Below are 25450 nucleotides of genomic sequence, written 5' to 3'. Positions count from 1 at the left end.
AACCGCTGCGGGGATTACCGCAGCGATCGCGACAAGGATCACCGCTTGAATCTGAGCGAACATGATTACAGGCGTTCGATGATGCCCGCCGCGCCCATGCCGGTGCCGACGCACATCGTCACCATGCCGTACTTGAAGTTGCGGCGGCGCAGGCCGTGCACCACCGTCGACGCACGAATCGCGCCGGTCGCACCCAGCGGGTGGCCGAGTGCAATCGCGCCGCCGAGCGGGTTGATCTTCGACGGATCGAGGCCGAGGTCCTGAATCACCGCCAGCGATTGCGCGGCGAATGCTTCATTCAGTTCGATCCAGTCCATGTCTTCGATCTTCAGGCCGGCGGCCTTCAGGGCGGCCGGAATCGCTTCCTTCGGACCGATACCCATGATTTCCGGCGGCACGCCGCGCACGGCGAAGCTGACGAAACGGGCGAGCGGCGTCAGGTTGAACTCTTTCAGCATCTTTTCCGACACGACGATCAGCGCGCCCGCGCCGTCCGACGTCTGCGAGCTGTTGCCGGCCGTCACCGAACCCTTGTTAGCGAACACAGTGCGCAGCTTGGCGAGGCCTTCCATTGACGTGTCGCCACGCGGGCCTTCGTCGAGCGCGACTTCACGCGTCTTGATACGCACTTCGCCGGTGGCGAGATCGGGGAAACGTTCGGCGATCGTGTACGCGGCGATTTCGTCGTTGAACTCACCGGCTTGCTGCGCAGCGATGGCGCGGCGATGCGATTCGACCGAGAACGCGTCTTGCGCTTCGCGGCTGATCTTCCAGCGCTCGGCGACCTTCTCCGCGGTCAGGCCCATGCCGTAGGCGATGCCGATGTCTTCGTTACGATCGAAGATATGCGGCGACATCGACGGCTTGTTGCCCATCATCGGCACCATGCTCATCGATTCGCAGCCGCCCGCGATCATCGCGTCCGATTCACCGACGCGGATACGGTCAGCCGCCATAGCCAGCGCGGTGAGGCCCGAAGCGCAGAAGCGGTTCACCGTAACGCCGCCCACCGTATTCGGCAGGCCGGCCAGCAATGCGCCCATGCGCGCGACGTTCAGGCCCTGCTCGGCCTCAGGAATCGCGCAGCCGATGATGGCGTCTTCGATTACCTTGGTGTCGAGGCCGGGCACTTGCGCCACGGCCGATTTGATCGCGTGCACCAGCAGTTCGTCCGGGCGCGTGTTCTTGAACATCCCGCGCGGCGCCTTGCCGATCGGCGTGCGGCTCGCGGCGACGATGTATGCGTCTTGCAATTGCTTTGCCATTTGAAGCTCCTCTATCGTCGCTTAATTGCGCACCGGCTTGCCGGTTTGCAGCATGCCCATGATCCGTTCCTGCGTCTTTTGCGTGCCGAGCAGATCGACGAACGCTTGACGCTCGAGTTTGAGCAGCCATTCTTCGTCGACGAGGCTGCCCGCTTCCACATCACCGCCACACACCGCTTCCGCGATGCGGCTGGCGATCAGGTAGTCGTGCTCGCTGATGAAACGGCCGTCGCGCATGTTGACGAGCGATGCCTTGATGGTCGCAATCGCCGAGCGGCCGGCCACCGGCACCTGCGTGACACGCAGCGGCGGACGGTAACCCGCGGCGGACAGGGCACGCGCTTCCTTCTTCGCGATGTCGAGCAGTTCGAACACGTTGAAGACGATCGTGTCGGACGGCTTCAGGTAACCCATGGCGCGGGCATCGAGTGCCGAGGCCGAGACCTTCGCCATTGCCGCGTTTTCGAACGACTTCTGCACGAACTTCAGCAGGTCATTGGTCGCGCCGGCCGCGGTTGCGGCTTCTGCTGCGCGCAGTGCCGCTTCCTTCAGACCGCCGCCCGCCGGCACGAGACCCACGCCGACTTCGACCAGACCGATATAGCTTTCGATGTGCGCGACACGCTTCGCGCTATGCAGCGCCAGCTCGCAACCACCACCGAGCGCGATGCCCGACACAGCCGAGATGACCGGCACGCTCGCGTACTTCACACGCAGCATGCCTTGCTGGAATTTCTTCACGAACGGCTCGATGCCCTTCGCGCCGCCCATCATGAACGCGGGCATGGCTTCTTCGAGGTTCGCACCCGCGGAGAACGGGCCGCCCGGCGTGCCGAGTTTCAGCGACGTCGGCTGCCACACGACCAGACCCTTGTAGTCCTTCTCGGCCAGTTCGATGGCTTGCGTCAAACCGTCGATCACCGACGGTCCGATCGTGTTCATCTTGCTCTTGAACGACACGATCAGGACGTCGTTTTCGCCGGCACGGTCGTCGACCCACGCACGCACGGCGTCGGTTTCGAACAGCGTCTTGCCGTAGGTCTTCGGATCAGCCGACGTTTCGCCGATCAGCGGTGCGCGGAACACCTGCTTGTCGTAGACCGACAGCGACGAGCGCGGCACAAAAGTCTTCGAAGCCGGCGACCACGAACCTTCGTTCGTATGCACGCCGCCCTTTTCAGCAACCGGACCTTCCAGCACCCACGACGGCAGCGGCACGTTCGACAGCGCCTTGCCTGCCGCGATGTCTTCCTGCACCCATTCGGCGACCTGCTTCCAGCCGGCCGTCTGCCAGCCTTCGAACGGACCTTCGTTCCAGCCGAAGCCCCAACGAATCGCCAGATCGACGTCACGTGCGTTGTCGGCGATCGATTCCAGATGCACGCCGATGTAGTGATACACGTCGCGGAAAATCGACCACAGGAATTGCGCTTGCGGATGCTCCGATTCGCGCAGGAGCTTCAGCCGCTCTGCCGGCGGGCGCTTCAGAATGCGGCCGACCAGTTCGTCTGCTTTCGCGCCGCCGTCGACGTATCCGCCCGTCTTCGGGTCGAGCACCTTGATCGCCTTGCCTTCCTTCTTGTAGAAGCCGCCGCCGGTCTTCTGACCGAGCGCGCCCTTCTTCACGAGTTCAGCCAGCACGGGCGGTGTTTCGTAGACCGGGAAGAACGGGTCGTCCTTCAACGTGTCCTGCATCGTCTTGATGACGTGCGCCATAGTGTCGAGACCGACCACGTCCGCCGTGCGGAACGTTGCCGATTTCGCGCGGCCCAGACGTGAGCCGGTCAGGTCGTCCACTTCGTCGAAACGCAGACCGAACTTCGCGGCTTCGGTGATAACAGCGAGGATCGAGAAAATACCCACGCGGTTGGCGATGAAGTTCGGCGTGTCTTTCGCGCGCACGACGCCCTTGCCAACCACGCTCGTCAGGAACGATTCGAGTTGGTCGAGGATTTCCGGACGCGTCGTCGCGGTCGGGATCAGTTCGACCAGGTGCATGTAGCGCGGCGGATTGAAGAAGTGCACGCCGCAGAAGCGCGCCTTCAGTTCATCCGAGAAACCGTTCGACAGTTCGGTGATCGACAGACCCGACGTGTTGGTCGCGAAGATCGCATTCGGTGCGATATGCGGCGACACCTTCTTGTACAGGTCGTGCTTCCAGTCCATGCGTTCGGCGATCGCTTCGATCACGAGGTCGCACTCGGCGAGCTTCTCGATGTCGTCGTCGTAATTCGCGGGCTGGATGTATTGCGCGTCGTCCTTCACGCCGAACGGCGCAGGCGACAGCTTCTTCAGATTCTCGATCGCCTTCAGGGCAATCGCGTTCTTCGGGCCTTCTTTGGCAGGCAGGTCGAACAGCAGCACGGGCACCTTGGCGTTGATCAGGTGCGCTGCGATCTGCGCGCCCATCACGCCGGCGCCGAGTACGGCGACCTTGCGAATGATCAGATTGCTCACGTCGTTCCTCCGGGGAGTTATGCGGTGTCGCGAAGGTGTCTCTTATGTTTCGCGATGTGTGACTTGTGGCGGTGGAAGGCGCCACGCCTTCTGAAGGCGTGGCGCTTGCCGTGAAGTGTGTGCTTTAGAACAGCGACTCTTCGACGTCCATCATCGACTTCGAACCGGCGCGCGCTTGACGGATCGTCATGGCCGTTTCCGGCAGCAGCTTGGCGAAGTAGAAGCGTGCGGTAGCGAGCTTGGCCTTGTAGAACGGATCGCCCGATGCTTCGTTGTCCAGCGCGATACGCGCCATGCGCGCCCAGAAGTACGAGAACACCAGGTGGCCGACGGTACGCAGATACGGCACGGCGGCAGCGCCGACTTCGTCCGGGTTCTGCATCGCCTTCATGCCGATTTCCATCGTCAGCTTCTGCACCTTGTCGCCGATGTCGGCGAGCGGGTTGATGAACTCCTGCATTTCCGGCTTCACGCCTTCGGCTTCGACGAAATCCGACACCAGCTTGCCGAACTTCTTCATCTTCGCGCCCATGTCGCCGAGAATCTTGCGGCCGAGCAGGTCGAGCGCCTGAATCGCGTTGGTGCCTTCGTAGATCATGTTGATGCGCGCGTCGCGCACGTATTGCTCCATGCCCCACTCGGTGATGAAGCCGTGGCCGCCGTAGATCTGCATGGCGTGGTTGGTGCTCTCGAACGCGTTGTCCGAGAGGAATGCCTTCAGGATCGGCGTAAGCAGCGCGACCAGATCCGCCGCTTCTTTACGCACCGATTCGTCGGCGTGCGACAGTTCCTTGTCGATGTGCAACGCGGACCAGTACGAGAACGCGCGCGCGCCTTCAGCGTAGGCCTTCTGCGTGAGCAGCATGCGGCGCACGTCCGGGTGCACGATGATCGGGTCAGCCGCTTTTTCCGGCGCCTTCGGGCCGGTCAGCGAACGCATTTGCAGGCGCTCTTTCGCGTACGTGAGCGAGTTCTGATAGCCGATTTCGGTCAGGCCCAGGCTCTGCATGCCAACGCCCAGACGCGCGGCGTTCATCATCACGAACATCGCGTTCAAGCCTTTGTTCGGCTCACCGACCAGCCAGCCCTTCGCGTTGTCCAGATTGATCACGGCAGTCGCATTGCCGTGAATGCCCATCTTGTGTTCGATGGAGCCGCACTTCACGCCGTTGCGCTCGCCCGGTTCACCCGCTTCGTTCGGCACGAACTTCGGCACGATGAAGAGCGAAATGCCCTTGGTGCCCTTCGGCGCATCCGGCAGACGCGCGAGCACCAGGTGAACGATGTTCTCCGCGAGATCGTGTTCGCCGCTGGAGATGAAAATCTTCGTGCCGCTGATCGCGTACGAGCCGTCGCTGTTCGGTTCGGCCTTGGTGCGCAGGATGCCGAGATCGGTACCGCAGTGCGGCTCGGTCAGACACATCGTGCCGGTCCAGACGCCCGCGACCAGCTTCGGCAGATAGCGTTGCTGCAACTCCGGCGTGCCGTGCGCATGCAGACATTCGTACGCGCCGTGCGACAGGCCCGGGTACATCGTCCACGCCTGGTTCGCCGAGTTCAGCATTTCATACAGCGCGTTGTTCACGAACGCGGGCAGGCCCTGGCCGCCGTAGTCCGGATCGCAGCCGAGCGCCGGCCAGCCGGCTTCCACGTATTGCTTGTAGGCTTCCTTGAAGCCCTTCGGCGTGGTCACGACGCCGTCGCCGACGTACGTGCAGCCTTCCTGGTCGCCGCTGTGATTGAGCGGGAACAGCACTTCGGAGCAGAACTTGCCGGCCTCTTCGAGCACGGCGTTGATCGTGTCCGCATCGAGATCCGAGTGCTTCGGCATCTGCTTGATCTCGGCTTCGACGTTAAGCAGCTCGTGCAACACGAATTGCATGTCGCGCAGCGGCGCGGCGTACTGTCCCATGACTCTCTCCCAAGTTTGACAAGGAGCCAGGCCGTTAGCTGAGTCCGTGGATCGGATCTTTCAGCGCCGCTGAATCTGCTTTAAGTTCGGCGGTTCTGCTAACGGCTTTCGCTCTGATACGAAACAATCAATTTTTCCAGCGCGGCCCACGTGAGACGCACTGCATCCGGCAAGTGCAGGAAGCGCGCGTCGTGATGCAGGCCGAGCGTGAAGCTGTATAGTTCGAACAGCATCAGCTGCGGATCGGTATCGGCACGCAGATGCCCTTCTTCCATCGCCTGCGAAATTGCCCGCGTAAGCGCCGCACGCCAGATCGTCACGCTCGACACCAGTTGTTCACGCACCGGGTTATCCCCGCGGTCGTCGTACTCGACGGCGCCGCTGATGTAGATGCACCCCGTGGTGACTTCCTGAATGCGTTTCTCGATCCAGCGGGAAATCATCGCGCGCAAGCGCGGCAATCCACGAGGCTCACGCAAGCTCGGGAAAAACACCTCGTCTTCGAAACGACGGTGGTATTCGCGCACGACTTCGACCTGCAAATCCTCGCGCGACCCGAAATGCGCGAACACACCGCTTTTGCTCATCTGCATGCGCTCAGCCAGCAACCCAATCGTCAGACCTTCCAGTCCGTCGCGGCTTGCCAGATCAAGTGCTGCTTCGAGAATCGCGACTCGTGTTTGTTCGCCTTTTCGCATAGCTTTTTACCGTTCTAATGTGACCGAAAGAAAATCGAACGGCCGTACTATTATTGAGTGCTGCCGTCCGCGAAACAAGGACTTTATTAGAAACCGGTTTCTAACCCGGTTTCAATTCTGCGGCATCCGTCAATCAGAGGAAGGAGATTTTTTAGAGGCGTTTGCCTTCTTTTTGTCCCTTTCATTGACGCTGCGCCCTTGCGGTTATGTGCGAGGTGCTGATGAGCTAGTCATAGCCACCCACCGTTAATAGCTTCATCACGGCCCGATAGGTCGTGTAGGCAAGCCAGTTGAGCAAGCGCTCGCCCGCCGGACGGGCATCATAGCGCGCCTCGTCGATCCGGCGCGATTCCTTGAACGCGGCGATGATCGCTTCGCGCAGTGCGTCGATCGACGGGTCGTTCACCAGCACCACGTTGGCCTCGTTGTTGAGCATCAGGCTCAACGCGTCGAGGTTCGACGAGCCGACCGTCCCCCAATTCGAATCCACCACCGCGACCTTGCCATGCAGCATGGTTTTCTCGTACTCGGCGATCTGCACGCCGGCTTTGAGCAGCGCACGATACAGGAACGGCACGGCGTAATCGAGCGCCTTGAACTCCTTGCGCCCGATAATGAGCTTCACGTCGACGCCGCGCCGCGCCGCGAACACCAGCGCGCGCCGCAGCTTGCGGCCCGGCATGAAGTACGGGTTAGCCAGCAGTACTTCGCTGCGCGCCTGGCCGATCGCGGTCAGATACGCTTTTTCAATGGCGCGGCGGTTGATCAGGTTGTCGCGGGCGACGAAGGCCACGCAGGGCAGCCCTCCGGCCCAGAGCGCCTCGTTGCGATTGCGGCGCCGGCGGCGCAGCGTGCCGAGCGACGCCATGGTCTTCGGCGCAAGATCCGGCTCGAGCGAGTCCAGCGGCCGATGCCCGAGACGGATCCGCTGCCATTGCACTTCGAACGCCTGGCGGATATCGGCGACCACCGGCCCGCGCAATTCCACCGCGAAGTCCCAGCGCCGGTAAGGCAGCGTCTCGCCGTTGTTCTCGTAATCGTCGACGATATTGATGCCGCCGCAGTAGCCGAACTGATCGTCCACCACCGCGATCTTGCGGTGCGTGCGCGAGAAGCCGAAGCGGCCGAACAGATGCGGGTTGTAGATGCGATGGTCGACGCCGGCGAGCGGCCATTCGTTGAACATCGGCAGGCGCTCGGTGCCGATACCGTCGGTAATCACGCGCACTTTCACGCCGCGCGAGGCTGCGCGCAGCAAAGCCGCGCTGACGGCCTGGCCGGCGCTGTCGCCACAGAAAATATAAGTTTCGAGAACGACGTCGCTTTGCGCCGCGTCGATGCGTTCGATCAGCGCGGCGAAGAACTCGTCGCCGGAGCGCAGCAGCTTGACCTCGTTGCCGCTGGTGAAGCGGTAGCGCTGCCAGTAACGGCGGCCAAGGAGCGATTGACGGAGTCGCGCGAAACGGCGCGCGCCGCCGACGCTCACCGGGCACGCTCCTCGGGCTGGCCATTCAGGCGCCCAGCGAGCCGTTTCGGCAATTGCAGGATCGCGTCGGCATTCGACGACGAAAAGCAGCGCGAGGCCGCTTCTTCATAGGGCAACCACAGGAACGCGGTGTGCTCGCGCGGCGCGAGCGTCACTTCGAGCTGCTCGGGCACTTCCAGACTGAACCAGTGCTCGGTGTTGTGGATCACGCCCTCGGCGTAGCGATGCCGGAACTGAGGGTAGATCTCGTATTCGATCGAATACTGCCAGTCGAACAGCGCGCTATGCGGCACGAGCGTACTGCCGACCACGATGCCGGTTTCCTCCGCCACTTCGCGCGTCGCCGTCTCGACGAAGGGTTCGTCGAGCTGGTCTTTCGAGCCAGTCACCGATTGCCAGAAATCTGCGTGATCGGCGCGCCGGATCAACAGCACGTCCAGCGCGGGCGTATGGATGACGACGAGTACGGATTGCGGGATCTTCGGCGGTTTCGGCATGGCGTAAAGACTGGGCGCAACGCTTGCGCGGTACATGTCGGCGAATGGTCCAATAAGCGGTCGAGACCGGTTGCTGCGACTGTAACGCAAAAAACGAAAAAGGCGCATCACGCGCCTTTTTCGTTTCGCTTTTTCGTCACCTCACGCTGTCGTTTTCAGACAGCGTTAGTTTGATCCACCTTAGACCTTCGGTTCCGGCTGACGCAGACGGATGTGCAACTCGCGCAACTGGCGCTCGTCGACTTCGCTCGGCGCCTGCGTGAGCAGACACTGCGCGCGTTGCGTCTTCGGGAACGCGATCACGTCGCGAATCGAATCGGCGCCGGCCATCATCGTGATGATGCGGTCCAGACCGAATGCGATGCCGCCGTGCGGCGGCGCGCCGTATTGCAGCGCGTCGAGCAGGAAGCCGAACTTGGCCTGCGCTTCTTCCGCACCGATCTTCAGCGCGCGGAACACCTTGCTCTGCACTTCTTCACGGTGGATACGCACCGAACCGCCGCCGATTTCCCAGCCGTTCAGCACCATGTCGTAGGCCTTGGCGAGGCAGCGCGCCGGATCCGTTTCCAGATACTCGAGGTGCTCGTCCTTCGGGCTCGTGAACGGGTGATGCGCGGCGACGTAGCGGTTGTCTTCCTCGTCGTATTCGAACATCGGGAAGTCGATCACCCACAGCGGCTTCCAGCCGGATTCGACGAGGCCGTTGGCCTTGCCGAATTCCGAATGACCGATCTTCAGGCGCAGCGCGCCCAGGCTGTCGTTCACCACCTTCGCGCGATCCGCCGCGAAGAAAATGATGTCGCCGTCTTGCGCGCCAGTGCGCTCGATGATCGCCTTGACCGCTTCGTCGTGCAGGTTCTTGACGATCGGGCTTTGCAGACCGTCACGGCCCTTCGCCACTTCGTTGACCTTGATCCACGCCAGACCCTTCGCGCCGTAGATACGCACGAATTCCGTGTAGCTGTCGATGTCGCCACGCGAGAGCTCGCCGCCCTTCGGCACGCGGATCGCCGCGACGCGGCCGTCTTTCGTGTTGGCCGGCGTGCTGAACACCTTGAAGTCGACGTCTCTAACCGCGTCGGTCAGGTCGGTGAATTCGAGCTTCACGCGCAGGTCCGGCTTGTCCGAACCGAAACGGCGCATGGCTTCCGAGTACTCCATGACCGGGAATTTCTCGGCCAGTTCGACGCCGATCGTTTCCTTGAACACGTGACGGATCATCGCTTCGAACAGATCGCGAATTTCCTGTTCCGACAGGAACGAGGTTTCACAGTCGATCTGCGTGAATTCCGGCTGACGGTCGGCGCGCAGGTCTTCGTCGCGGAAGCACTTGACGATCTGGTAGTAGCGATCGAAGTTAGCGACCATCAGCAGCTGCTTGAACAGTTGCGGCGATTGCGGCAGCGCGAAGAACTGGCCCGGGTTGGTACGCGACGGCACGAGGTAATCGCGCGCGCCTTCCGGCGTGCTCTTGGTGAGCATCGGCGTTTCGATGTCGATGAAGCCCAGCGAATCCAGATACTTGCGCACTTCGATCGCGACGCGGTAACGCAGACGCAGGTTGTGCTGCATCTGCGGACGGCGCAGGTCGAGCACGCGATGCGTGAGGCGCGTGGTTTCCGACAGGTTGTCGTCGTCGAGCTGGAACGGCGGCGTGATCGACGGGTTCAGCACGATCAGCTCGTGGCACAGCACTTCGATCTTGCCGCTCTTCAGCGAGGCGTTCGTCGTGCCTTCCGGGCGGGCGCGAACCACGCCCTTGATCTGCAGGCAGAACTCGTTCCGGACGCCTTCGGCAGTCTTGAACATTTCCGCGCGATCCGGATCGCAGACGACCTGAACGAGGCCTTCGCGGTCGCGCAAGTCGATGAAGATAACGCCGCCATGGTCACGGCGGCGGCTTACCCAACCGCACAGCGAGACGGGTTGGCCCAGCAGTTCTTCGGTCACCAGACCGCAGTATTCAGATCTCATCGACATGATGTTTGTCTTTCGTTATGCATTGGTTGGACGGCGCGCGGCGATAAACGCTGCGCACCGGCATTACAGCGGAGGCTCGACTGTCGTGCGGCGCACCGGCGCCGGCGGCGCGGACGGCGCCACGACGCCCATCGAGACGATGTACTTGAGCGCAGCGTCGACCGTCATGTCGAGTTCGATCACTTCGCTCTTGGGCACCATCAGGAAGAAGCCGGACGTTGGGTTCGGCGTAGTCGGCACATACACGCTGACGTAGTCTTCTTTCAGGTGATTGACCACGTCGCCGCCCGGAATGCCGGTCAGAAACGCAATCGTATAGGAACCGCGGCGCGGGTACTCGATCAGGAGCGCCTTGCGAAACGCATTGCCGCTACTCGACAACAAGGTGTCCGACACCTGCTTGACGCTGGTGTAGAGCGGGCCGACCACCGGAATGTGAGCGACCACGACTTCCCACCACTTCACGAGCTTCTGCCCGATGAAGTTTTGCGTCAACAGCCCAACGACAAAGATGAACGCCAGCGTCAGCACCGCGCCGAGGCCCGGCAAACGGAAGCCGAGCGCGCGCTCCGGCTGCCATGAGGTCGGCAGCAGCAATAGCGTCTGGTCCATCGTGCCGATGATCAGGCCGAGCACCCACAGTGTGATAGCCAGAGGCACCAGCACCAGCAGGCCAGTCAGGAACACCGATTTGAGCGTCGTTTTTTTCGTCGTCATGTGTACCGCCAGAAAGCCGCGCGAGCCGATACCCGACGCGCGGCGTGTGCGCCGCCCATAAGGGCGGCCGTGCTACTAGGCGCTGCCGGAGCCGCTCGAATTCGACGATGCGGCGGGTGCGGCAGCAGGCGTGGCAGGCGTTGCGGCGGCGCCCGACGAAGCGGCGGCGGCCGTGCCGTTGGCCGAAGCCGTGTCGGAATTCGCCGCGCCGTTATTACCGGCTGCAGCGTTTTCGCCCGAATTCGCATTCGAGCCGCCATTCGCGTCGGGCTTGGCCGGCGCGCTTGCGCCGCCATTGCCGCCGCGGAAATCGGTCACATACCAGCCGGAGCCCTTCAACTGGAAACCGGCTGCTGTCACCTGCTTGCGAAAGGTGTCTTTCCCGCACTCGGGACACTGCGTCAACTGGGGGTCGCTCATCTTCTGAAGCACGTCCTTCCCGAAGCCGCATGACTCGCAACGATAAGCGTAGATCGGCATGAACTTTTCCCTACTGAAATCTTGTAAACGCTTGCAAAGCCTTGAATTATAGCCGCATATGGCTAGGCACCCGCGAATTTCCGGGACAAAAGCCAGGCGCAGCCGCCGTCTACGTAAATGGGGGCGGCCACTATCGAATCAAGTGCGGCCTGCTCCATCGTCAAACGCGGCGGCCCGCTCAGCCTCGACGGCGCCAGGTCATCCAGCGCTCGCGGCCGGCAAAGACGGCAATCGAGTCGGTCACGGCTTCATCTTCGATCAGATCGAAGAACGGCGAGAGCAACGCATCGAGTTCGGCACGCTCGATACCGAACGGCGGCCCTTTCGGCGTCGCGCCGATGAAATAGAAACCCGCCAGCAGTGCGCCCTCCGGCAACAACGCGGCCATTCGTTGCGCGTAGTCTGCACGGCGCGCCAACGGCAGCGCGCACAGAAACGCGCGCTCGTAAATCCAGGCCGGCGTGAACGGCGGCTCGTAAGCGAAGAAGTCAGCCTGTTCGACCAGTTGCGCATGCTGCGCGCCCAACTGCTCGCGCGCTGCCGCTACGGCGGCCGGTGAGAAATCGATCGCCCGGACTGGGTTGCCCTGCCCGGCCAGCCAGAGCGCCTCGTAGGCGCTGCCGCAGCCGGGAATCAGTACGGCCGCGCCGGTGTGCCGGCTAGCGAACGACTGGAACGCCGACGGCACGCCCGCCTGATCCCACGGAGTGAAATGGCGTTCGAAGCGCTCGTCCCAGAACTCGGGCGAGTTGGGATCGCGGGTCGCAAAGTCGGGCACGGAAGGCTGGGTCGGGTCGCTCATGGGATGCCTCGTAGGAATCAGGATCGGGGCGGGATCACCCGCCGTAAGCGAACGCCAGAAACGCCCGCGCCAGCACCGCCCCGACACCGACCGCCACGCCGAACAGCAGCAGCCCTTGAAGCAGCCGGTTGGTGCGCTTCTGCTCGAGGAGGATCTGGCGAATCATGTCGTCGTTCGCGCCGCGCGTGTGGTCGTGACGCTGAGCCAGCGCATGATGGATCAGGCGCGGCAACTGCGGTAGCGTCTTGCTCCACTGCGGCGCTTCGATCTTCAGTCGCTCGTACCAGCCGCGCAGACCGATCTGCTCGTTCATCCAGCGTTCGAGATAGGGCTTGGCGGTCTTCCACAAGTCCAGCTCGGGATCGAGCGAGCGGCCGAGCCCTTCCACGTTCAGCATGGTTTTTTGCAGCAGCACCAGTTGCGGCTGGATTTCCACGTTGAAGCGGCGCGAAGTCGAGAACAGGCGCATCAGCACCTGGCCGAGCGAAATATCCTTCAACGCGCGGTCGAAATAGGGCTCGCAAACCGCGCGGATTGCGCTTTCCAGTTCCTCGACCCGAGTGGTAGGCGGCACCCACCCGGACTCCAGATGCAGCGTGGCGACACGATGATAGTCACGCTTAAAGAAAGCGAGGAAGTTCTGCGCGAGGTAGTTCTTGTCGAAGTCCGATAGCGCGCCGATGATGCCGAAGTCGAGCGCGATATAGCGGCCGAAATGCGCCGGATCGAGGCTCACCTGAATGTTTCCCGGGTGCATGTCGGCGTGGAAAAAACCATCGCGGAACACCTGGGTGAAGAAAATCTCCACGCCTTCGCGCGCCAGCTTCGGAATATCGACACCGGCCGCGCGCAGCGTCTCCACCTGGCTGATCGGCACGCCGACCATGCGCTCCATCACCAGCACGGTGGGCGTGCAGAACTCCCAGTACATCTCCGGCACCAGCAGTAGATCGAGGCCAGCGAAGTTGCGACGCAACTGGCTGCCGTTCGCCGCCTCGCGCATGAGATCAAGTTCGTCGTGCAGATACTTGTCGAATTCAGCGACCACCTCGCGCGGCTTCAGGCGCTTGCCGTCGGCCCACAGGCGTTCGGCCCAGACGGCGATGTCGCGAAGCAAGGCCAGGTCGGAGTCGATCACCGGCAACATGTTCGGCCGCAGCACCTTCACGGCGACTGCCTTGCCCGCGTGCTGCCCTGCTTTCACCTTCGCAAAGTGAACCTGCGCGATCGACGCGCTCGCCACCGGCACCCGCTCGAAATCGTCGAACAGCACGTCGACCGGTGCGCCGAGCGACTTCTCGACCAGCCCGATCGCCACCGCCGAATCGAACGGCGGCACCTGATCCTGCAGCTTGGCCAGTTCATTGGCGATATCGACCGGCAGCAGATCGCGCCGCGTGGACAGCACCTGGCCGAACTTGACGAAGATCGGCCCGAGGCTCTCAAGCGCGAGCCGCAAACGCACACCCGGAGGCGCGTCGAACTTGCGGCCGATGGTGGTGATACGCAGCAGCAGACGCACACGCCGGTCATTGACGCGGCTGAGCATCATCTCATCGAGACCGAAGCGGATGACCGTAAAGAAAATCTTGAGGAAACGCAGAAAACGCATAGTTGTGCCCGATGACTAGCGCGTGCCGCGCGACGTGGCGGCGCCGCCCAGCGCATCTGCGCCGCGGGCTTCGACCTTCTGTTCAAGACGCTCGATGCGCTTTTCCACGCGCGCCAAAGCGTCGCGGGCGCGGGCCAGTTCGACGTTGAAGTCTTCCAGCGCGGCGCGGCGCACCAGCTGTGGGTTTTCGTCGAGCAGATACTCGGCGGCGGTGTCGAGCAGATTGCGCCCGGTACGCCGTGCATGTTCGCCTACCGTGCGCACGACCGAAGCCACCCGCCACGCCGGACCGTCGCCGATCAGCTTCGCCAGATCCTCTTCGGGCTCCCAGCGCAGATGCTCGGCAAGCTTGGCGATCACGGTCGCAAACTCGGCGTCGCCTTCGATCTTCACGTGCTTCATCACGGCGGCCTGGCCGCCTTGCATGAAGGCCGGGAACGCGTCGGACGGCACCGAGATGGTCACATCGAATTGTTGCGCATCGGTTTCGCCGAGCGCGCCGAGGTAGCCGTCGGGTTGCACCAGCAGCATCAGCACGACTGGCGGACAGGACAGTCTGGCGGTCTTGCCCGCGTAAGGGGCGAGGCGCTCTCGAGCCCACGATTCGCGGGCGAGCAGATGATTGACAGCAGCAGCGAAGGGCTTGGCGGCGAGGGTCATTGAAAGTGGCAAGAAAAAACCCGCGCGGGCGAGGTGCCCGCGCGGGTTCCTATTGTAACGTCCGTTCGCTTCGCGGCTTGCTATGCCGAACGGCCAATGCTTTGCGCAAAGTCAGGGCAAGCAGCGCTGGCTCAGTGCTGTGCCACCTGCTGAATGCCGGCCAGCAGCCAGCCTTCGCCGGGGCGGTTCGCCTTCGTCAGGTTCCAGACTTCGACGAACGGTTCAGCCGCCGCACCCGCCGATTCGCGGATCAAACCGGAGAAGCGCACGCTGGCGAAGTATTCGGACGCACGTTCTTCGACGCCCAGCAGCTCCGCATTCAGTTGCACCACGTCCGTCTGATTGGACTCGGCACCGCGCGAGTTCAGATCCACCTTCACTTCCGCGAACATTTCCGGCGTGGTGAATTCGCGGATGTCTTCCGTGTTGCCGACGTCCCACGCGGCTTGCAGGCGCACGAAGTACACCTTCGCGTTGCGCAGGAAGGCTTCCGAATCGAAGCCGGCCGGCACGGCCGGGGCAGCGTTGATGGACGGCGTGGTCAGCGGGTTGCCTTGCGGTTCGAGGTACGAGCCGGTGGGCGGAGCGGAGTAACGCGGCTCCTGGGTATAGCCGGTGCCGCCCGCATTCAGCGACGGTGCGCCGCCCGCGTACGCCGGTTGCGACGTATTGCGCTTACGACCCATGAAGCGGCGGATCAGCCAGATGCCGATCATCGCGATGAGCGCGATCACGATAATGTTGGCCATGGCGCCGGCGAACGCGCCGCCCAGACCGAAGTGCGACAACAGCGCCGCGATACCAAGACCGGCAGCGAGACCGGCGATCGGCCCGAGCCAGCGCGAGCGGTTAGGCGCTGCGGCGGGAGTCGGCGCGGGCGCCGGTGCCGGCTGCGCGCGCTGCTGCATGGCCTGATTGCTTTGGGAAGGTTGCGACGGAGCGGACTGTTGCTGAACCGTGTTCGACTGACGGCCAATGCTACGGCCGCCGCCCATGCGGCGGGCTTCCGCATCGAGCGAGGCGAGAGAGCCGGCCATGATCAGACCGACCATCGCGATCAGTCCGATTCTTCTCACCAATGACCTCGTAACCTTACGGGGAGATAACACACCTGAATCGGACATTTTCGTACTTTCCTTTAAAAATCGATGGGTTAGGAACCCTAGTATTTGGTCCCCACATGTAAAGCTACCACGCCAGCTGACAAATTGTAATATTTGACGCCGTCCAGGCCCGCTTGTTCCATCATTGTTTTTAAAGTTTCCTGATCCGGGTGCATCCGGATCGATTCCGCCAGGTAGCGGTAGCTCTCGGCGTCCTTCGCGAACCGGTCGCCGAGCCACGGCAACACCTTGAACGAATAGACGTCGTAGACCTTTTTAAGCGGATCCCACACCTTCGAGAACTCCAGCACCAGCAGACGGCCTGCCGGCTTCAGCACGCGGCGCATCTCGGCGAGCGCCACATCCTTGTGCGTCATATTGCGCAAGCCGAATGCCACGGTCACCACATCGAAGTAATTGTCCGGAAAGGGAATCTTTTCGGCGTCGCAGAGCAGCGCCGGGGTGATGACGCCCTTGTCCAGCAGGCGGTCGCGGCCCACGCGCAGCATCGATTCGTTGATGTCGGTGTGCCAGACTTCGCCGGTGTCGCCCGCCTGTTTGGCGAACGCCTTTGAGAGATCGCCCGTGCCGCCCGCGATATCGAGCACCTTGAAGCCCGGCCGGACGTTGGCCTGGGCGATCGTGAACATCTTCCACGCCCGGTGCAACCCGCCCGACATCAGGTCGTTCATCAAGTCGTAGTTGGAGGCGACCGAGTGGAACACGCCCGCCACCTTCTGCGCTTTTTCCTGTTCGTCGACCGATTGAAAGCCGAAGTGGGTTTTGCTCATCGCGCTCGTCCTTTCGCGTATTCTGAAATGTTGCGCCGCATCAGTGCGGCGACCAGGGCGAATCGTATCAGTGACAGTGCCCGTGCGCAGCACCGGCTGGCGCCATTGGGGCGTCGCGGTCGACGCCGGCCGCTGCCAGTTTGGCGAGATAGTCGCGCCAGAGTTCATCCTGACGGACAGCCATGTCGTGCAGCAGGTCCCAGGAATAGATGCCGGTAGCGTGTCCGTCGGAGAAAGTCGGCTGCAGCGCATAGTTGCCGACGCCTTCGATCATGGTGATCGTGACGTCGCGCTTACCGGTTTGCAAAGTTTCCTGGCCGGGCCCGTGGCCCATCACTTCTGCCGACGGCGAATACACGCGCAGCAGTTCGAACGGCAGGCGATACGTTTCGCCATTTGCGTACTGCAATTCGAGTACGCGCGATTTGGAATGCACGACCACGCCGGTCGGCACCGGGGTATCGCGAGTCAAGCCACTCATATTGACCTCATTAGAAAGCGCCGGGCCGCCTCTGGCGCTGAACGCCAGGTTTGGAGCGTTCAGCCAAACGCCTGTTCGATTTCTTGCCGCACGGCTTCGCGCAGCAGGGTAGCTTGCGCGCGGCGCGACGACAGCATGGCTTCGGACACCGTGCGTTGGCGCGGCGCCCAGATCGGCAGCGGAAAATGAGCGTCGTTCGAAAAACGCGGAATCACATGCCAATGCACGTGCGGCACCTGGTTGCCGAGGCTCGCCAGGTTGACCTTCAACGGCTGGAGAATGCGCCGGATCGCACGCTCGACCGCATACACGGCCTGCATCACGCGATCGCGGTCGGTCTCGGCGAGATCGGAAAACTCAGCGACATGCTTGTTCCAGATCACCCGGCAAAAGCCCGGGTAGTCGTGTTCGTCGGCGAGGACGACACGCAGGGTGTCGTCCTGCCACAGCACATCGCCGCCATCTTCACGGCAAAAAACGCATTCCATCGTCGTCCTCAGGCAAAAATCGTCAGTCGTGCCATTAAACCAGCACGCGCTCGATTCCGCCATTGTTCGCCCGCTGGACGTAATCCGCCATCCAGTCTTCGCCCAGCACGTGACGCGCCATTTCAACGACGATGTAGTCCGCCTCGGTGCCCGCGTCCTCGTTATAGCGCGACAGGCCTTGCAGGCAGGACGGGCAGCTCGTGAGGATCTTCACCTCAGTGGCGCCGTTCGGTTGCGGCCCGTCGCCCGCCTTGAGCACGGAGCCATCCGGCGCACCCGCCGCGCCGGCCGATGCATTGGCCGCGTTGATCCCATTCGCACCCGCCTCGGCTACGAGAGGAATGCCACGCAGCTTCGCGGCGCCCTTGCGCATTTCCTCTTCCTTGCGGAAACGGACTTGCGTCGAAATGTCCGGGCGCGTCACCGCGAGTGTGCCGGATTCGCCACAGCAGCGATCGTTCTTCTCGATCTTGTAGCCGTCCTTCTCCGATCCCATCAGCTGATTGACGAGCTTGACCGGGTCCATCGTCTTGATCGGGGAGTGGCACGGGTCGTGATACATGTAGCGCACGCCGTTCACGCCTTCGAGCTTTATGCCCTTCTCGAGCAGGAACTCGTGAATGTCGATGATCCGGCAGCCCGGGAAGATCTTCTCGAATTCGTAGCCGGCGAGCTGGTCGTAACACGTGCCGCACGACACCACCACCGTCTTGATGTCGAGATAGTTCAGCGTATTCGCGACGCGGTGGAACAGCACGCGGTTATCCGTGACGATCTGCTCGGCCTTGTCGAACTGACCCGAGCCGCGCTGCGGGTAGCCGCAGCAGAGATAGCCCGGCGGCAGCACGGTTTGCACGCCCGCTTCCCACAGCATCGCTTGCGTCGCCAGACCCACTTGCGAGAACAGCCGCTCGGAGCCGCAACCCGGGAAGTAGAACACCGCTTCCGTATCGGCCGTGGTCGTCTTCGGATTGCGGATGATCGGGACAATCTTGTTGTCCTCGATATCGAGCAGCGCGCGTGCTGTTTTCTTCGGCAGGTTGCCCGGCATCTTCTTGTTCATGAAGTGGATCACCTGCTGCGTGACCTTCGGCTTGCCGACGGTTGCCGGCGGGTGCGCCGTCTGCTTCTTCGCGAACTTCTTCAGCACATCGTTGCCGAGGCGCTGCGCCTTGTAACCGATGCCCATCATCGCGGTACGCGCGAGGTTGATGGTCTGCGGATTCGTGGCGTTCAGGAAGAACATGCCGGCCGCGTTGCCCGGATTGAACTTCTTCTTGCCCATCTTGCGCAGCAGGTTGCGCATGTTCATCGTCACATCGCCGAAGTCGATCTTCACCGGACACGGCGTCACGCATTTGTGACAGACGGTGCAGTGATCGGCGACGTCGTTGAACTCGTCCCAGTGCTTGATCGACACGCCGCGGCGAGTCTGCTCTTCGTACAGGAATGCCTCGACCAGCAAGGAGGTCGCAAGAATCTTGTTGCGCGGGCTGTACAGCAGGTTCGCGCGCGGCACGTGAGTCGCGCACACCGGCTTGCACTTGCCGCAGCGCAAGCAGTCCTTGATCGACTCGGAAATCGCGCCGATGTCGGACTGCTGCATGATCAGCGATTCATAGCCCATCAGGCCGAAGCTCGGCGTGTAGGCGTTGCGCAGGTCGGCGCCTTCGAGCAGCTTGCCCGCGTTGAAGCGGCCATGCGGATCGACGCGCTGCTTGTACGCACGGAATTCGCCGATCTCTTCCTCGGTCAGGAATTCGAGCTTGGTAATGCCGATGCCGTGCTCGCCGGAAATCACGCCGTCGAGCGAACGCGCCAGCTTCATGATGCGCGCGACCGCCGTGTGGGCGTCCTGCAGCATCTCGTAGTTGTCGGAGTTGACCGGCAGGTTCGTGTGGACGTTGCCGTCGCCCGCGTGCATGTGCAGCGCGACGAACACGCGGCCACGCAGGACCTTCTTATGAATCGCCTGCGCTTCTTCGAGGATCGGCTTGAACTCGCCGCCGTTGAAGATCTGGCGCAATTCAGCCCGGATCTCCGCCTTCCATGACACGCGCACCGTACGGTCTTGCGTGATATGGAACACGGTGGCATCCGGCTGCTCGTCCGCGCGGTCAGCGAATTTCTCCGCCAGCCCTTCGTAGCCGAGGCCGACCAGATAGTGCTGCGCCTCACGCACGGACAGATCGAGCTTGTCGCGCAGGAATTCCCAGCGCGTACGCACCTTCTTCAGAACGTCGAGCGCCTGTTGCACGCGATCTTCGAGCAACTCCGCGCTCGGGATTTCGTTGGCGTCGTCGCTCTTGCCGAGCGGCAGCTTGCCGCCCTTGAAGAACGTTTCGAGCGCGTCGACCAGTTGCAGCTTGTTCTTGATCGACAGTTCGATATTGATGCGTTCGATGCCGTCGGTGTATTCGCCCATCCGGTTGAGCGGGATCACCACGTCTTCGTTGATCTTGAACGCGTTGGTGTGCTTGGCAATCGCGGCGGTGCGGCTGCGGTCGAGCCAGAAACGCTTGCGCGCTTCGGCATTGACGGCGACGAAACCTTCACCGCTCTTACCGTTGGCCATGCGCACCACTTCCGAGGTCGCTTGCGCCACCGCGTCCGCATCGTCGCCGACGATGTCGCCGATCAGCACCATCTTCGGAAACGCGTTGCGCTTGCTCTTGGTCGCGTAGCCGACCGCGCGCAGATAGCGCTCGTCCAGATGCTCGAGGCCGGCGAGAATCGCGCCGCCCTGCTTCGACGTTTCGAACAGATAGTCCTTGATCTCGACGATGCTCGGAATCGCTTCACGGGCCTGACCGAAGAACTCGAGGCAAACCGTGCGCGTATGCGCCGGCATCTTGTGCAGCACCCAGCGCGCGGACGTGATCAGGCCGTCGCAGCCTTCCTTCTGCACGCCCGGCAGACCGGCCAGGAATTTGTCGGTCACGTCCTTGCCGAGACCTTCCTTACGGAATACGCGGCCCTTGATGTTGAGCGATTCAGTGCGCAGCAGCTTTTCGCCTGGCGCGTGACTACCGTCGAACCACTTCAACTCGAAACGCGCGACTTCGATGTCGTGGATCTTGCCGAGGTTGTGGTCCAAACGCGTGACTTCGAGCCAGTTCCCTTCCGGGTCGACCATGCGCCACCAGGCGAGGTTGTCGAGCGCCGTGCCCCACAACACCGCCTTCTTGCCGCCCGCGTTCATCGCGACGTTGCCGCCGACGCAGGATGCATCCAGCGAAGTCGGATCGACGGCGAACACGAAGCCGGCCTGCTCGGCCGCTTCGGTCACGCGGCGTGTGACCACGCCCGCGCCGGAGAAAATCGTCGCCACCTTACGCTCGACGCCCGGCAGTTCGGTCATCTCGACCGCGCCTAGTTGTTCGAGCTTTTCCGTGTTGATGACGGCCGAAAACGGCGTGAGCGGCACCGCGCCGCCCGTGTAGCCCGTGCCGCCTCCGCGCGGAATCACGGTCAGACCGAGCTCGAAACACGCCTTGATCATGCCGGCGATCTCGGCCTCGGTATCCGGCGTCAGCACGACGAACGGGTACTCGACGCGCCAGTCGGTCGCATCCGTCACATGCGAGACGCGGGACAAGCCGTCGAACTTGATGTTGTCTTTTTCCGTGACCTTGCCCAGCACCTTGTTCGCGCGACGGCGCAGGTCGAAGGTCTTCTGGAATTCGCTCTCGAAATCGTCGACGGCACGGCGAGCAGCCGCCACCAGCGTTTCGACGCGAGCGGCCCGATCGACGCCCGCTTCATCGCCGTGCTCGACCAGATCGGCGCGACGGCGCTTCTCGATCTCGCTCAGACGGTGATGCAGCGCCTCGATCAGCAGCGCGCGGCGCTTCGGATTGTCGAGCAGGTCGTCCTGCAGGTAAGGATTGCGGCGTACGACCCAGATGTCGCCGAGCACTTCGTACAGCATCCGTGCCGAGCGGCCAGTGCGGCGTTCCGCGCGCAGTTCGGCCAGGGCCGCCCAGGCTTCGTCGCCGAGCAGACGGATAACAATTTCGCGGTCGGAAAACGACGTGTAGTTATAGGGAATTTCGCGCAGACGCGCTTCGGGATCGGCGGCCACCGCAGTGGCGGCCCCGTGCGGATCGAAAACTTGAGGTGCGTTCATGTTCGGACGACTCGGTGGGTCAACCGGGCGCGCTCATCTCTGTGAGGCGTCGGCGGACGGTGCGCGTGGGGCGCAATGCTGGAAATCTTCTAGGGGAGCGAAGCGCAACCGACGGCCTACCCACATCAGTCGCTTCACGGCGCTCAGAGACAGCTACACGATCGCGCGTGGCGGACGTGACGCTCCGCCGCGGGGCAAGACTCACGCGGGACGGGCATCAAGTGGGCGATCCGAGGCTGCCAGTGCATCTTCCGATCCTTATTCCAAAATGGAATTCTACCCCATGATCCCGCCACGCGTTGACGCCTGAAATCAGGGTTGTGGCAGGACTTTTGGCGTTTTTGTCCTGAACGGCGATCTCGAGCGCATACGATCGATTCTCCGACCGGACGGTCGGGTTGGACTTTGGCGGCGGCGCGCCGGGATACACCCAAGGTTCACAGAGGGCCAGCGTGCACACCGTTGGCGCTATCATTGACCCTTTCCCGTCTCGCAAAGCGCACCGCGCCACCCGCATGGCTTCCCACGACTACCTGAAGAAAACCCTGACCGCGCGCGTCTACGACGTGGCCCGCGAGACCGAACTCGAACGCGCGCCGAATCTGTCGGCACGGCTGCGTAATCCGGTTTATCTGAAGCGTGAGGACAACCAGCCGGTGTTCTCGTTCAAGGTGCGCGGCGCGTACAACAAGATGGCGCATATTCCGGCGGACGCGCTGGAGCGGGGTGTCATTACCGCGTCGGCGGGCAATCACGCGCAGGGTGTGGCGTTGTCGGCGGCCCGGATGGGCGTGAAGGCGATCATCGTGGTGCCCGTCACGACCCCGCAGGTGAAAGTCGATGCGGTACGCGCGCATGGCGGCGCGACCGTCGAAGTCGTGCAGTTCGGCGAGTCGTACAGCGACGCCTATGGACATGCAGTGAAACTGCAGGAAGAACGCGGCCTGACGTTCGTCCACCCGTTCGACGATCCGTACGTGATCGCCGGCCAGGGCACGGTCGCGATGGAAATTCTCAGCCAGCATCAGGGCCCGATTCACGCGATCTTCGTGCCGATCGGCGGTGGTGGACTCGCCGCGGGTGTGGCCGCGTACGTGAAATCGGTGCGCCCGGAGATCAAGGTGATCGGCGTACAGACCGACGACTCGTGCGCGATGGCCGCTTCCTTGAAAGCAGGCGAACGGGTGACGCTGAATGAAGTGGGCCTGTTCTCGGACGGCACCGCGGTGAAACTCGTGGGTGAAGAAACCTTCCGCCTGTGCCGCGAATATCTCGACGACGTGCTGCTCGTGAACACCGATGCGCTATGCGCCGCGATCAAGGACGTGTTCCAGGACACCCGCAGCGTGCTGGAACCGGCCGGCGCACTGGCAGTAGCAGGCGCCAAACAGTATGCCGAGCGCGAAGCCATCGAGGACCAGACGCTGATTGCGATCACGTCCGGCGCGAACATGAACTTCGACCGCATGCGTTTCGTGGCCGAGCGCGCTGAGGTGGGTGAAGCACGTGAAGCGGTGTTCGCCGTGACGATCCCGGAGGAGCGCGGCAGTTTCCGCCGCTTCTGCGAACTGGTGGGCACGCGCAGCGTCACCGAGTTCAACTATCGCATCGCGGACGCGAATTCAGCCCATATCTTCGTCGGCGTGCAGATCCGCAATCGCAGCGAATCGGCGCAGATCGCGGGCGCATTTGAGGCACACGGATTTGCCACCGTCGATCTGACTTTCGATGAACTGTCGAAGCAGCACATCCGTTATATGGTCGGCGGCCGCTCGCCGCTGGCCCACGACGAACGTCTGTTCCGTTTCGAGTTTCCGGAGCGTCCGGGCGCGTTGATGAAGTTTCTGTCGTCGATGGCGCCGAACTGGAATATCAGCCTGTTCCACTATCGCAACCAGGGTGCGGACTACAGTTCGATTCTGGTCGGCATTCAGGTGCCGGAAAGCGAGAACAGCGAGTTCGACCGCTTTATCACGACGCTTGGTTACCCGTGCTGGGAAGAGACGCAGAATCCCGTGTACCGATTATTTCTCGCTTGACCTTATTGGACTAAAACGCGCAGATGGCTCTTTCGCTTGTCGACAAACTGGTGGTGGCAATCTCGTCGCGCGCGCTGTTCGACTTCGAGGAAGAGAACTGCGTTTACGAGAAAGGCGACCTGCAGGCGTATGAAGCGTTGCAGCGCGAGCGGCTGGCTGTGCCCGCCAAACCGGGCGTCGCGTTTCCGCTGATCCGCAAGCTGCTGGCCTTGAATGCCGGCGGCCATCGGGTCGAAGTGGTGATCCTGTCGCGCAGCGATCCGATCAGTGGACTGCGCGCATTTCATTCGTGCAGGGAGTACGGGCTGGCGATCGAGCGCGGCGTGTTCACACGTGGGCGCGCGCCATTCGGTTATCTGAAGCCGCTGAACGCCTCGCTGTTTTTGTCCGCGAATCAGGACGACGTGCGCGACGCATTGGCTGCCGGATTTCCGGCCGCGCGCGTCTTGCCCGAATCGGCGAAAATGGCGAGCAAGTACCCGGACGAAATCCGGATTGCTTTCGACGGCGACGCCGTGCTGTTTTCCGACGAAGCCGAGCGTATCTTTCAGAAAGATGGCTTGCGCGCGTTCGTCGGCCATGAGATTCACAACAAGGATTTGCCGCTTGCGGATGGGCCTTTGAAGCCGTTGCTCGAAGCGCTGCACCGCCTGCAGAAACTCGCGGACGAAGCCGCACCGATGCATATTCGTACGGCATTGGTAACGGCGCGCTCGGCCCCGGCGCATGAGCGCGCGATCCGCACATTGATGGCGTGGAACATCGAAATCGACGAAGCGATGTTCCTCGGCGGCCTCGACAAGAGCGCGTTTTTGCGCGAGTTCGAGCCGGACTTTTTCTTCGACGACCAAATTGGCCATTGCGAATCGGCCCGCGTCGTGACGGCGACGGGGCACGTGCTGAGTGGCATCGTGAACGCATCATGACACCTGAACAGTCACCGCTGGGTAAGGCTTCCACTTACACCGAACAATATGACGCTTCGCTGCTCTTTCCGATTGCCCGGAAGAATGCGCGCGAGGCGATTGGGATTGGCGCGCAGTTGCCGTTTTTCGGCACGGACATCTGGAATGCTTACGAGCTTTCCTGGCTGAACGCGCGCGGCAAGCCGCAGATTGCGGTGGCGACTTTCTTTGTGCCGGCTGATTCGCCGAATATTGTCGAGTCGAAGTCGTTCAAGCTTTATCTGGGGTCGTTTGCGCAGACGGCTTTCGAGTCGATGGAAGTTGTGCGTGACACGATCAAGCGGGATGTTTCCGCTTCATGCGGAGCGACGGTGTCGGTTCATCTGGCGGCGCCGTATGAGTTCGGCAAATTGCAGATGGAAGAGTTTGACGGCTTGTCGCTGGATCGACTCGATCTCGATACCGACGTTTATCATCCTGATGCTTCGTTGCTGAAGGCTGCGTTTGACGAGTCGCCTGTTGAGGAGACTTTGGTTTCCAACTTGCTCAAGTCGAATTGTCCTGTGACGGGGCAGCCTGATTGGGGCAGTGTGCAGATTCACTATGTTGGGCCGCAGATCGATCATGCGGGCTTGCTGAGGTACATTATTTCCTATCGGAATCACACTGGGTTTCATGAGCAGTGCGTCGAGAGGATTTTTATCGATGTGCTTAAGGCCTGCCGGCCGGTGAAGCTAGCTGTTTACGCGCGGTATACCCGCCGCGGGGGGCTGGATATTAATCCGTTCCGGACGAATTTTAATTTGCCTATGCCGGATAATTTGCGGCTGGCGCGGCAATAAATATGTGGCGGTTTTGCCTGCGCGGCGCTTTTTGTTCGTGTTCTTAGGGTGTTGGCCTTTCCTTGAATTGTTAGTGGTTTATTAGCGTTGCCCCTGTGCGGGGCGG

Annotated in this window: 20 protein-coding genes; 3 read left to right on the top strand and 17 right to left on the bottom strand. The window is 62.2% G+C overall.

Annotation, left to right across the window (positions count from 1 at the left end; genetic code table 11):
• Nucleotides 1-65 precede the first annotated feature (65 nt).
• The 17 genes from M0D68_RS34860 to M0D68_RS34780 form a co-directional block, all read right to left on the bottom strand.
• Nucleotides 66-1265 (bottom strand): acetyl-CoA C-acyltransferase, encoded by a 1200-nt coding sequence (locus M0D68_RS34860; protein WP_266226731.1) that lies wholly within the window; start codon nt 1263-1265, stop codon nt 66-68.
• Nucleotides 1266-1286: 21 nt separating this feature from the next.
• Nucleotides 1287-3722, bottom strand: a complete 2436-nt coding sequence (locus tag M0D68_RS34855) for a 3-hydroxyacyl-CoA dehydrogenase/enoyl-CoA hydratase family protein (RefSeq protein ID WP_266226730.1) — start codon at nt 3720-3722, stop codon at nt 1287-1289.
• Nucleotides 3723-3846: 124 nt separating this feature from the next.
• On the bottom strand, nt 3847-5634 hold the full coding sequence (locus M0D68_RS34850) for an acyl-CoA dehydrogenase C-terminal domain-containing protein (protein ID WP_093646485.1): 1788 nt from the start codon (nt 5632-5634) through the stop codon (nt 3847-3849).
• 98 nt (nt 5635-5732) lie between these two features.
• Nucleotides 5733-6332, bottom strand: coding sequence for a TetR/AcrR family transcriptional regulator (locus tag M0D68_RS34845; RefSeq protein ID WP_046566835.1), 600 nt, complete (start codon nt 6330-6332; stop codon nt 5733-5735).
• A 226-nt stretch (nt 6333-6558) separates the two neighbouring features.
• Nucleotides 6559-7818: a cardiolipin synthase ClsB gene (gene clsB, locus M0D68_RS34840; RefSeq protein ID WP_093646483.1), complete on the bottom strand. Its 1260-nt coding sequence runs from the start codon at nt 7816-7818 to the stop codon at nt 6559-6561.
• Entirely contained in the window at nt 7815-8315 is a 501-nt protein-coding gene (nudB, locus tag M0D68_RS34835; protein WP_093646567.1) for a dihydroneopterin triphosphate diphosphatase, read from the bottom strand. The genes clsB and nudB overlap by 4 nt, the downstream gene beginning before the upstream one ends.
• A gap of 180 nt (nt 8316-8495) precedes the next feature.
• A complete protein-coding gene (gene aspS, locus M0D68_RS34830; protein WP_093646480.1) occupies nt 8496-10295 on the bottom strand; it encodes an aspartate--tRNA ligase in 1800 nt (599 codons plus the stop codon).
• Between the two features lie 63 nt (nt 10296-10358).
• Nucleotides 10359-11012 (bottom strand): DUF502 domain-containing protein, encoded by a 654-nt coding sequence (locus tag M0D68_RS34825; RefSeq protein WP_093646478.1) that lies wholly within the window; start codon nt 11010-11012, stop codon nt 10359-10361.
• A 75-nt stretch (nt 11013-11087) separates the two neighbouring features.
• Entirely contained in the window at nt 11088-11492 is a 405-nt protein-coding gene (locus M0D68_RS34820; protein WP_093646475.1) for an FmdB family zinc ribbon protein, read from the bottom strand.
• A 178-nt stretch (nt 11493-11670) separates the two neighbouring features.
• Nucleotides 11671-12294, bottom strand: coding sequence for a methyltransferase domain-containing protein (locus M0D68_RS34815; protein ID WP_093646473.1), 624 nt, complete (start codon nt 12292-12294; stop codon nt 11671-11673).
• 34 nt (nt 12295-12328) lie between these two features.
• The gene (gene ubiB, locus M0D68_RS34810; RefSeq protein WP_211702914.1) at nt 12329-13906 is read right to left on the bottom strand and encodes a ubiquinone biosynthesis regulatory protein kinase UbiB; all 1578 of its coding nucleotides are present in this window, start codon (nt 13904-13906) and stop codon (nt 12329-12331) included.
• A gap of 15 nt (nt 13907-13921) precedes the next feature.
• On the bottom strand, nt 13922-14566 hold the full coding sequence (locus M0D68_RS34805) for an SCP2 domain-containing protein (protein ID WP_266226729.1): 645 nt from the start codon (nt 14564-14566) through the stop codon (nt 13922-13924).
• Nucleotides 14567-14697: 131 nt separating this feature from the next.
• Nucleotides 14698-15690: a Tim44 domain-containing protein gene (locus M0D68_RS34800; protein ID WP_211702913.1), complete on the bottom strand. Its 993-nt coding sequence runs from the start codon at nt 15688-15690 to the stop codon at nt 14698-14700.
• Nucleotides 15691-15728: 38 nt separating this feature from the next.
• Complete coding sequence (ubiE, locus tag M0D68_RS34795; protein WP_093646467.1) at nt 15729-16460, bottom strand: bifunctional demethylmenaquinone methyltransferase/2-methoxy-6-polyprenyl-1,4-benzoquinol methylase UbiE; 732 nt, start codon at nt 16458-16460, stop codon at nt 15729-15731.
• Nucleotides 16461-16527: 67 nt separating this feature from the next.
• Nucleotides 16528-16941, bottom strand: coding sequence for a gamma-butyrobetaine hydroxylase-like domain-containing protein (locus M0D68_RS34790; RefSeq protein ID WP_054037674.1), 414 nt, complete (start codon nt 16939-16941; stop codon nt 16528-16530).
• A gap of 59 nt (nt 16942-17000) precedes the next feature.
• A complete protein-coding gene (locus M0D68_RS34785) occupies nt 17001-17429 on the bottom strand; it encodes an HIT family protein (RefSeq protein WP_266226728.1) in 429 nt (142 codons plus the stop codon).
• Nucleotides 17430-17463: 34 nt separating this feature from the next.
• Complete coding sequence (locus M0D68_RS34780) at nt 17464-21558, bottom strand: DUF3683 domain-containing protein (RefSeq protein WP_266226727.1); 4095 nt, start codon at nt 21556-21558, stop codon at nt 17464-17466.
• A gap of 515 nt (nt 21559-22073) precedes the next feature.
• Between M0D68_RS34780 and ilvA the strand changes: the two genes are divergently transcribed.
• The 3 genes from ilvA to queF are packed head-to-tail and all read left to right on the top strand — an operon-like array spanning nt 22074 to nt 25344.
• Nucleotides 22074-23597, top strand: coding sequence for a threonine ammonia-lyase, biosynthetic (gene ilvA / locus M0D68_RS34775; protein ID WP_266226726.1), 1524 nt, complete (start codon nt 22074-22076; stop codon nt 23595-23597).
• A 23-nt stretch (nt 23598-23620) separates the two neighbouring features.
• On the top strand, nt 23621-24523 hold the full coding sequence (locus M0D68_RS34770) for a 5'-nucleotidase (protein WP_093647935.1): 903 nt from the start codon (nt 23621-23623) through the stop codon (nt 24521-24523).
• The gene (queF, locus tag M0D68_RS34765; RefSeq protein WP_054037665.1) at nt 24520-25344 is read left to right on the top strand and encodes an NADPH-dependent 7-cyano-7-deazaguanine reductase QueF; all 825 of its coding nucleotides are present in this window, start codon (nt 24520-24522) and stop codon (nt 25342-25344) included. The genes M0D68_RS34770 and queF overlap by 4 nt, the downstream gene beginning before the upstream one ends.
• The last annotated feature ends 106 nt before the right edge of the window (nt 25345-25450 follow it).

This window comes from Paraburkholderia sp. SEWSISQ10-3 4 (genome assembly GCF_030464785.1).
Lineage (GTDB): Bacteria > Pseudomonadota > Gammaproteobacteria > Burkholderiales > Burkholderiaceae > Paraburkholderia > Paraburkholderia aspalathi.
The sequence above is the reverse complement of the archived record's forward strand: the minus strand, read 5'-3'. Positions and strand labels throughout refer to the sequence as shown.

What these genes read in the sequence shown, in the direction of transcription:
- M0D68_RS34780 (WP_266226727.1), bottom strand. Translation starts at nt 21,558, where the DNA reads ATGAACGCACCTCAAGTTTTCGATCCGCACGGGGCCGCCACTGCGGTG.
- ubiE (WP_093646467.1), bottom strand. Translation starts at nt 16,460, where the DNA reads ATGAGCAAAACCCACTTCGGCTTTCAATCGGTCGACGAACAGGAAAAA.
- M0D68_RS34825 (WP_093646478.1), bottom strand. Translation starts at nt 11,012, where the DNA reads ATGACGACGAAAAAAACGACGCTCAAATCGGTGTTCCTGACTGGCCTG.
- M0D68_RS34860 (WP_266226731.1), bottom strand. Translation starts at nt 1,265, where the DNA reads ATGGCAAAGCAATTGCAAGACGCATACATCGTCGCCGCGAGCCGCACG.
- M0D68_RS34845 (WP_046566835.1), bottom strand. Translation starts at nt 6,332, where the DNA reads ATGCGAAAAGGCGAACAAACACGAGTCGCGATTCTCGAAGCAGCACTT.
- M0D68_RS34790 (WP_054037674.1), bottom strand. Translation starts at nt 16,941, where the DNA reads ATGAGTGGCTTGACTCGCGATACCCCGGTGCCGACCGGCGTGGTCGTG.
- M0D68_RS34770 (WP_093647935.1), top strand. Translation starts at nt 23,621, where the DNA reads ATGGCTCTTTCGCTTGTCGACAAACTGGTGGTGGCAATCTCGTCGCGC.
- M0D68_RS34800 (WP_211702913.1), bottom strand. Translation starts at nt 15,690, where the DNA reads ATGTCCGATTCAGGTGTGTTATCTCCCCGTAAGGTTACGAGGTCATTG.
- M0D68_RS34785 (WP_266226728.1), bottom strand. Translation starts at nt 17,429, where the DNA reads ATGGAATGCGTTTTTTGCCGTGAAGATGGCGGCGATGTGCTGTGGCAG.
- aspS (WP_093646480.1), bottom strand. Translation starts at nt 10,295, where the DNA reads ATGTCGATGAGATCTGAATACTGCGGTCTGGTGACCGAAGAACTGCTG.
- M0D68_RS34850 (WP_093646485.1), bottom strand. Translation starts at nt 5,634, where the DNA reads ATGGGACAGTACGCCGCGCCGCTGCGCGACATGCAATTCGTGTTGCAC.
- M0D68_RS34815 (WP_093646473.1), bottom strand. Translation starts at nt 12,294, where the DNA reads ATGAGCGACCCGACCCAGCCTTCCGTGCCCGACTTTGCGACCCGCGAT.
- ilvA (WP_266226726.1), top strand. Translation starts at nt 22,074, where the DNA reads ATGGCTTCCCACGACTACCTGAAGAAAACCCTGACCGCGCGCGTCTAC.
- nudB (WP_093646567.1), bottom strand. Translation starts at nt 8,315, where the DNA reads ATGCCGAAACCGCCGAAGATCCCGCAATCCGTACTCGTCGTCATCCAT.
- ubiB (WP_211702914.1), bottom strand. Translation starts at nt 13,906, where the DNA reads ATGCGTTTTCTGCGTTTCCTCAAGATTTTCTTTACGGTCATCCGCTTC.
- queF (WP_054037665.1), top strand. Translation starts at nt 24,520, where the DNA reads ATGACACCTGAACAGTCACCGCTGGGTAAGGCTTCCACTTACACCGAA.
- M0D68_RS34805 (WP_266226729.1), bottom strand. Translation starts at nt 14,566, where the DNA reads ATGACCCTCGCCGCCAAGCCCTTCGCTGCTGCTGTCAATCATCTGCTC.
- M0D68_RS34820 (WP_093646475.1), bottom strand. Translation starts at nt 11,492, where the DNA reads ATGCCGATCTACGCTTATCGTTGCGAGTCATGCGGCTTCGGGAAGGAC.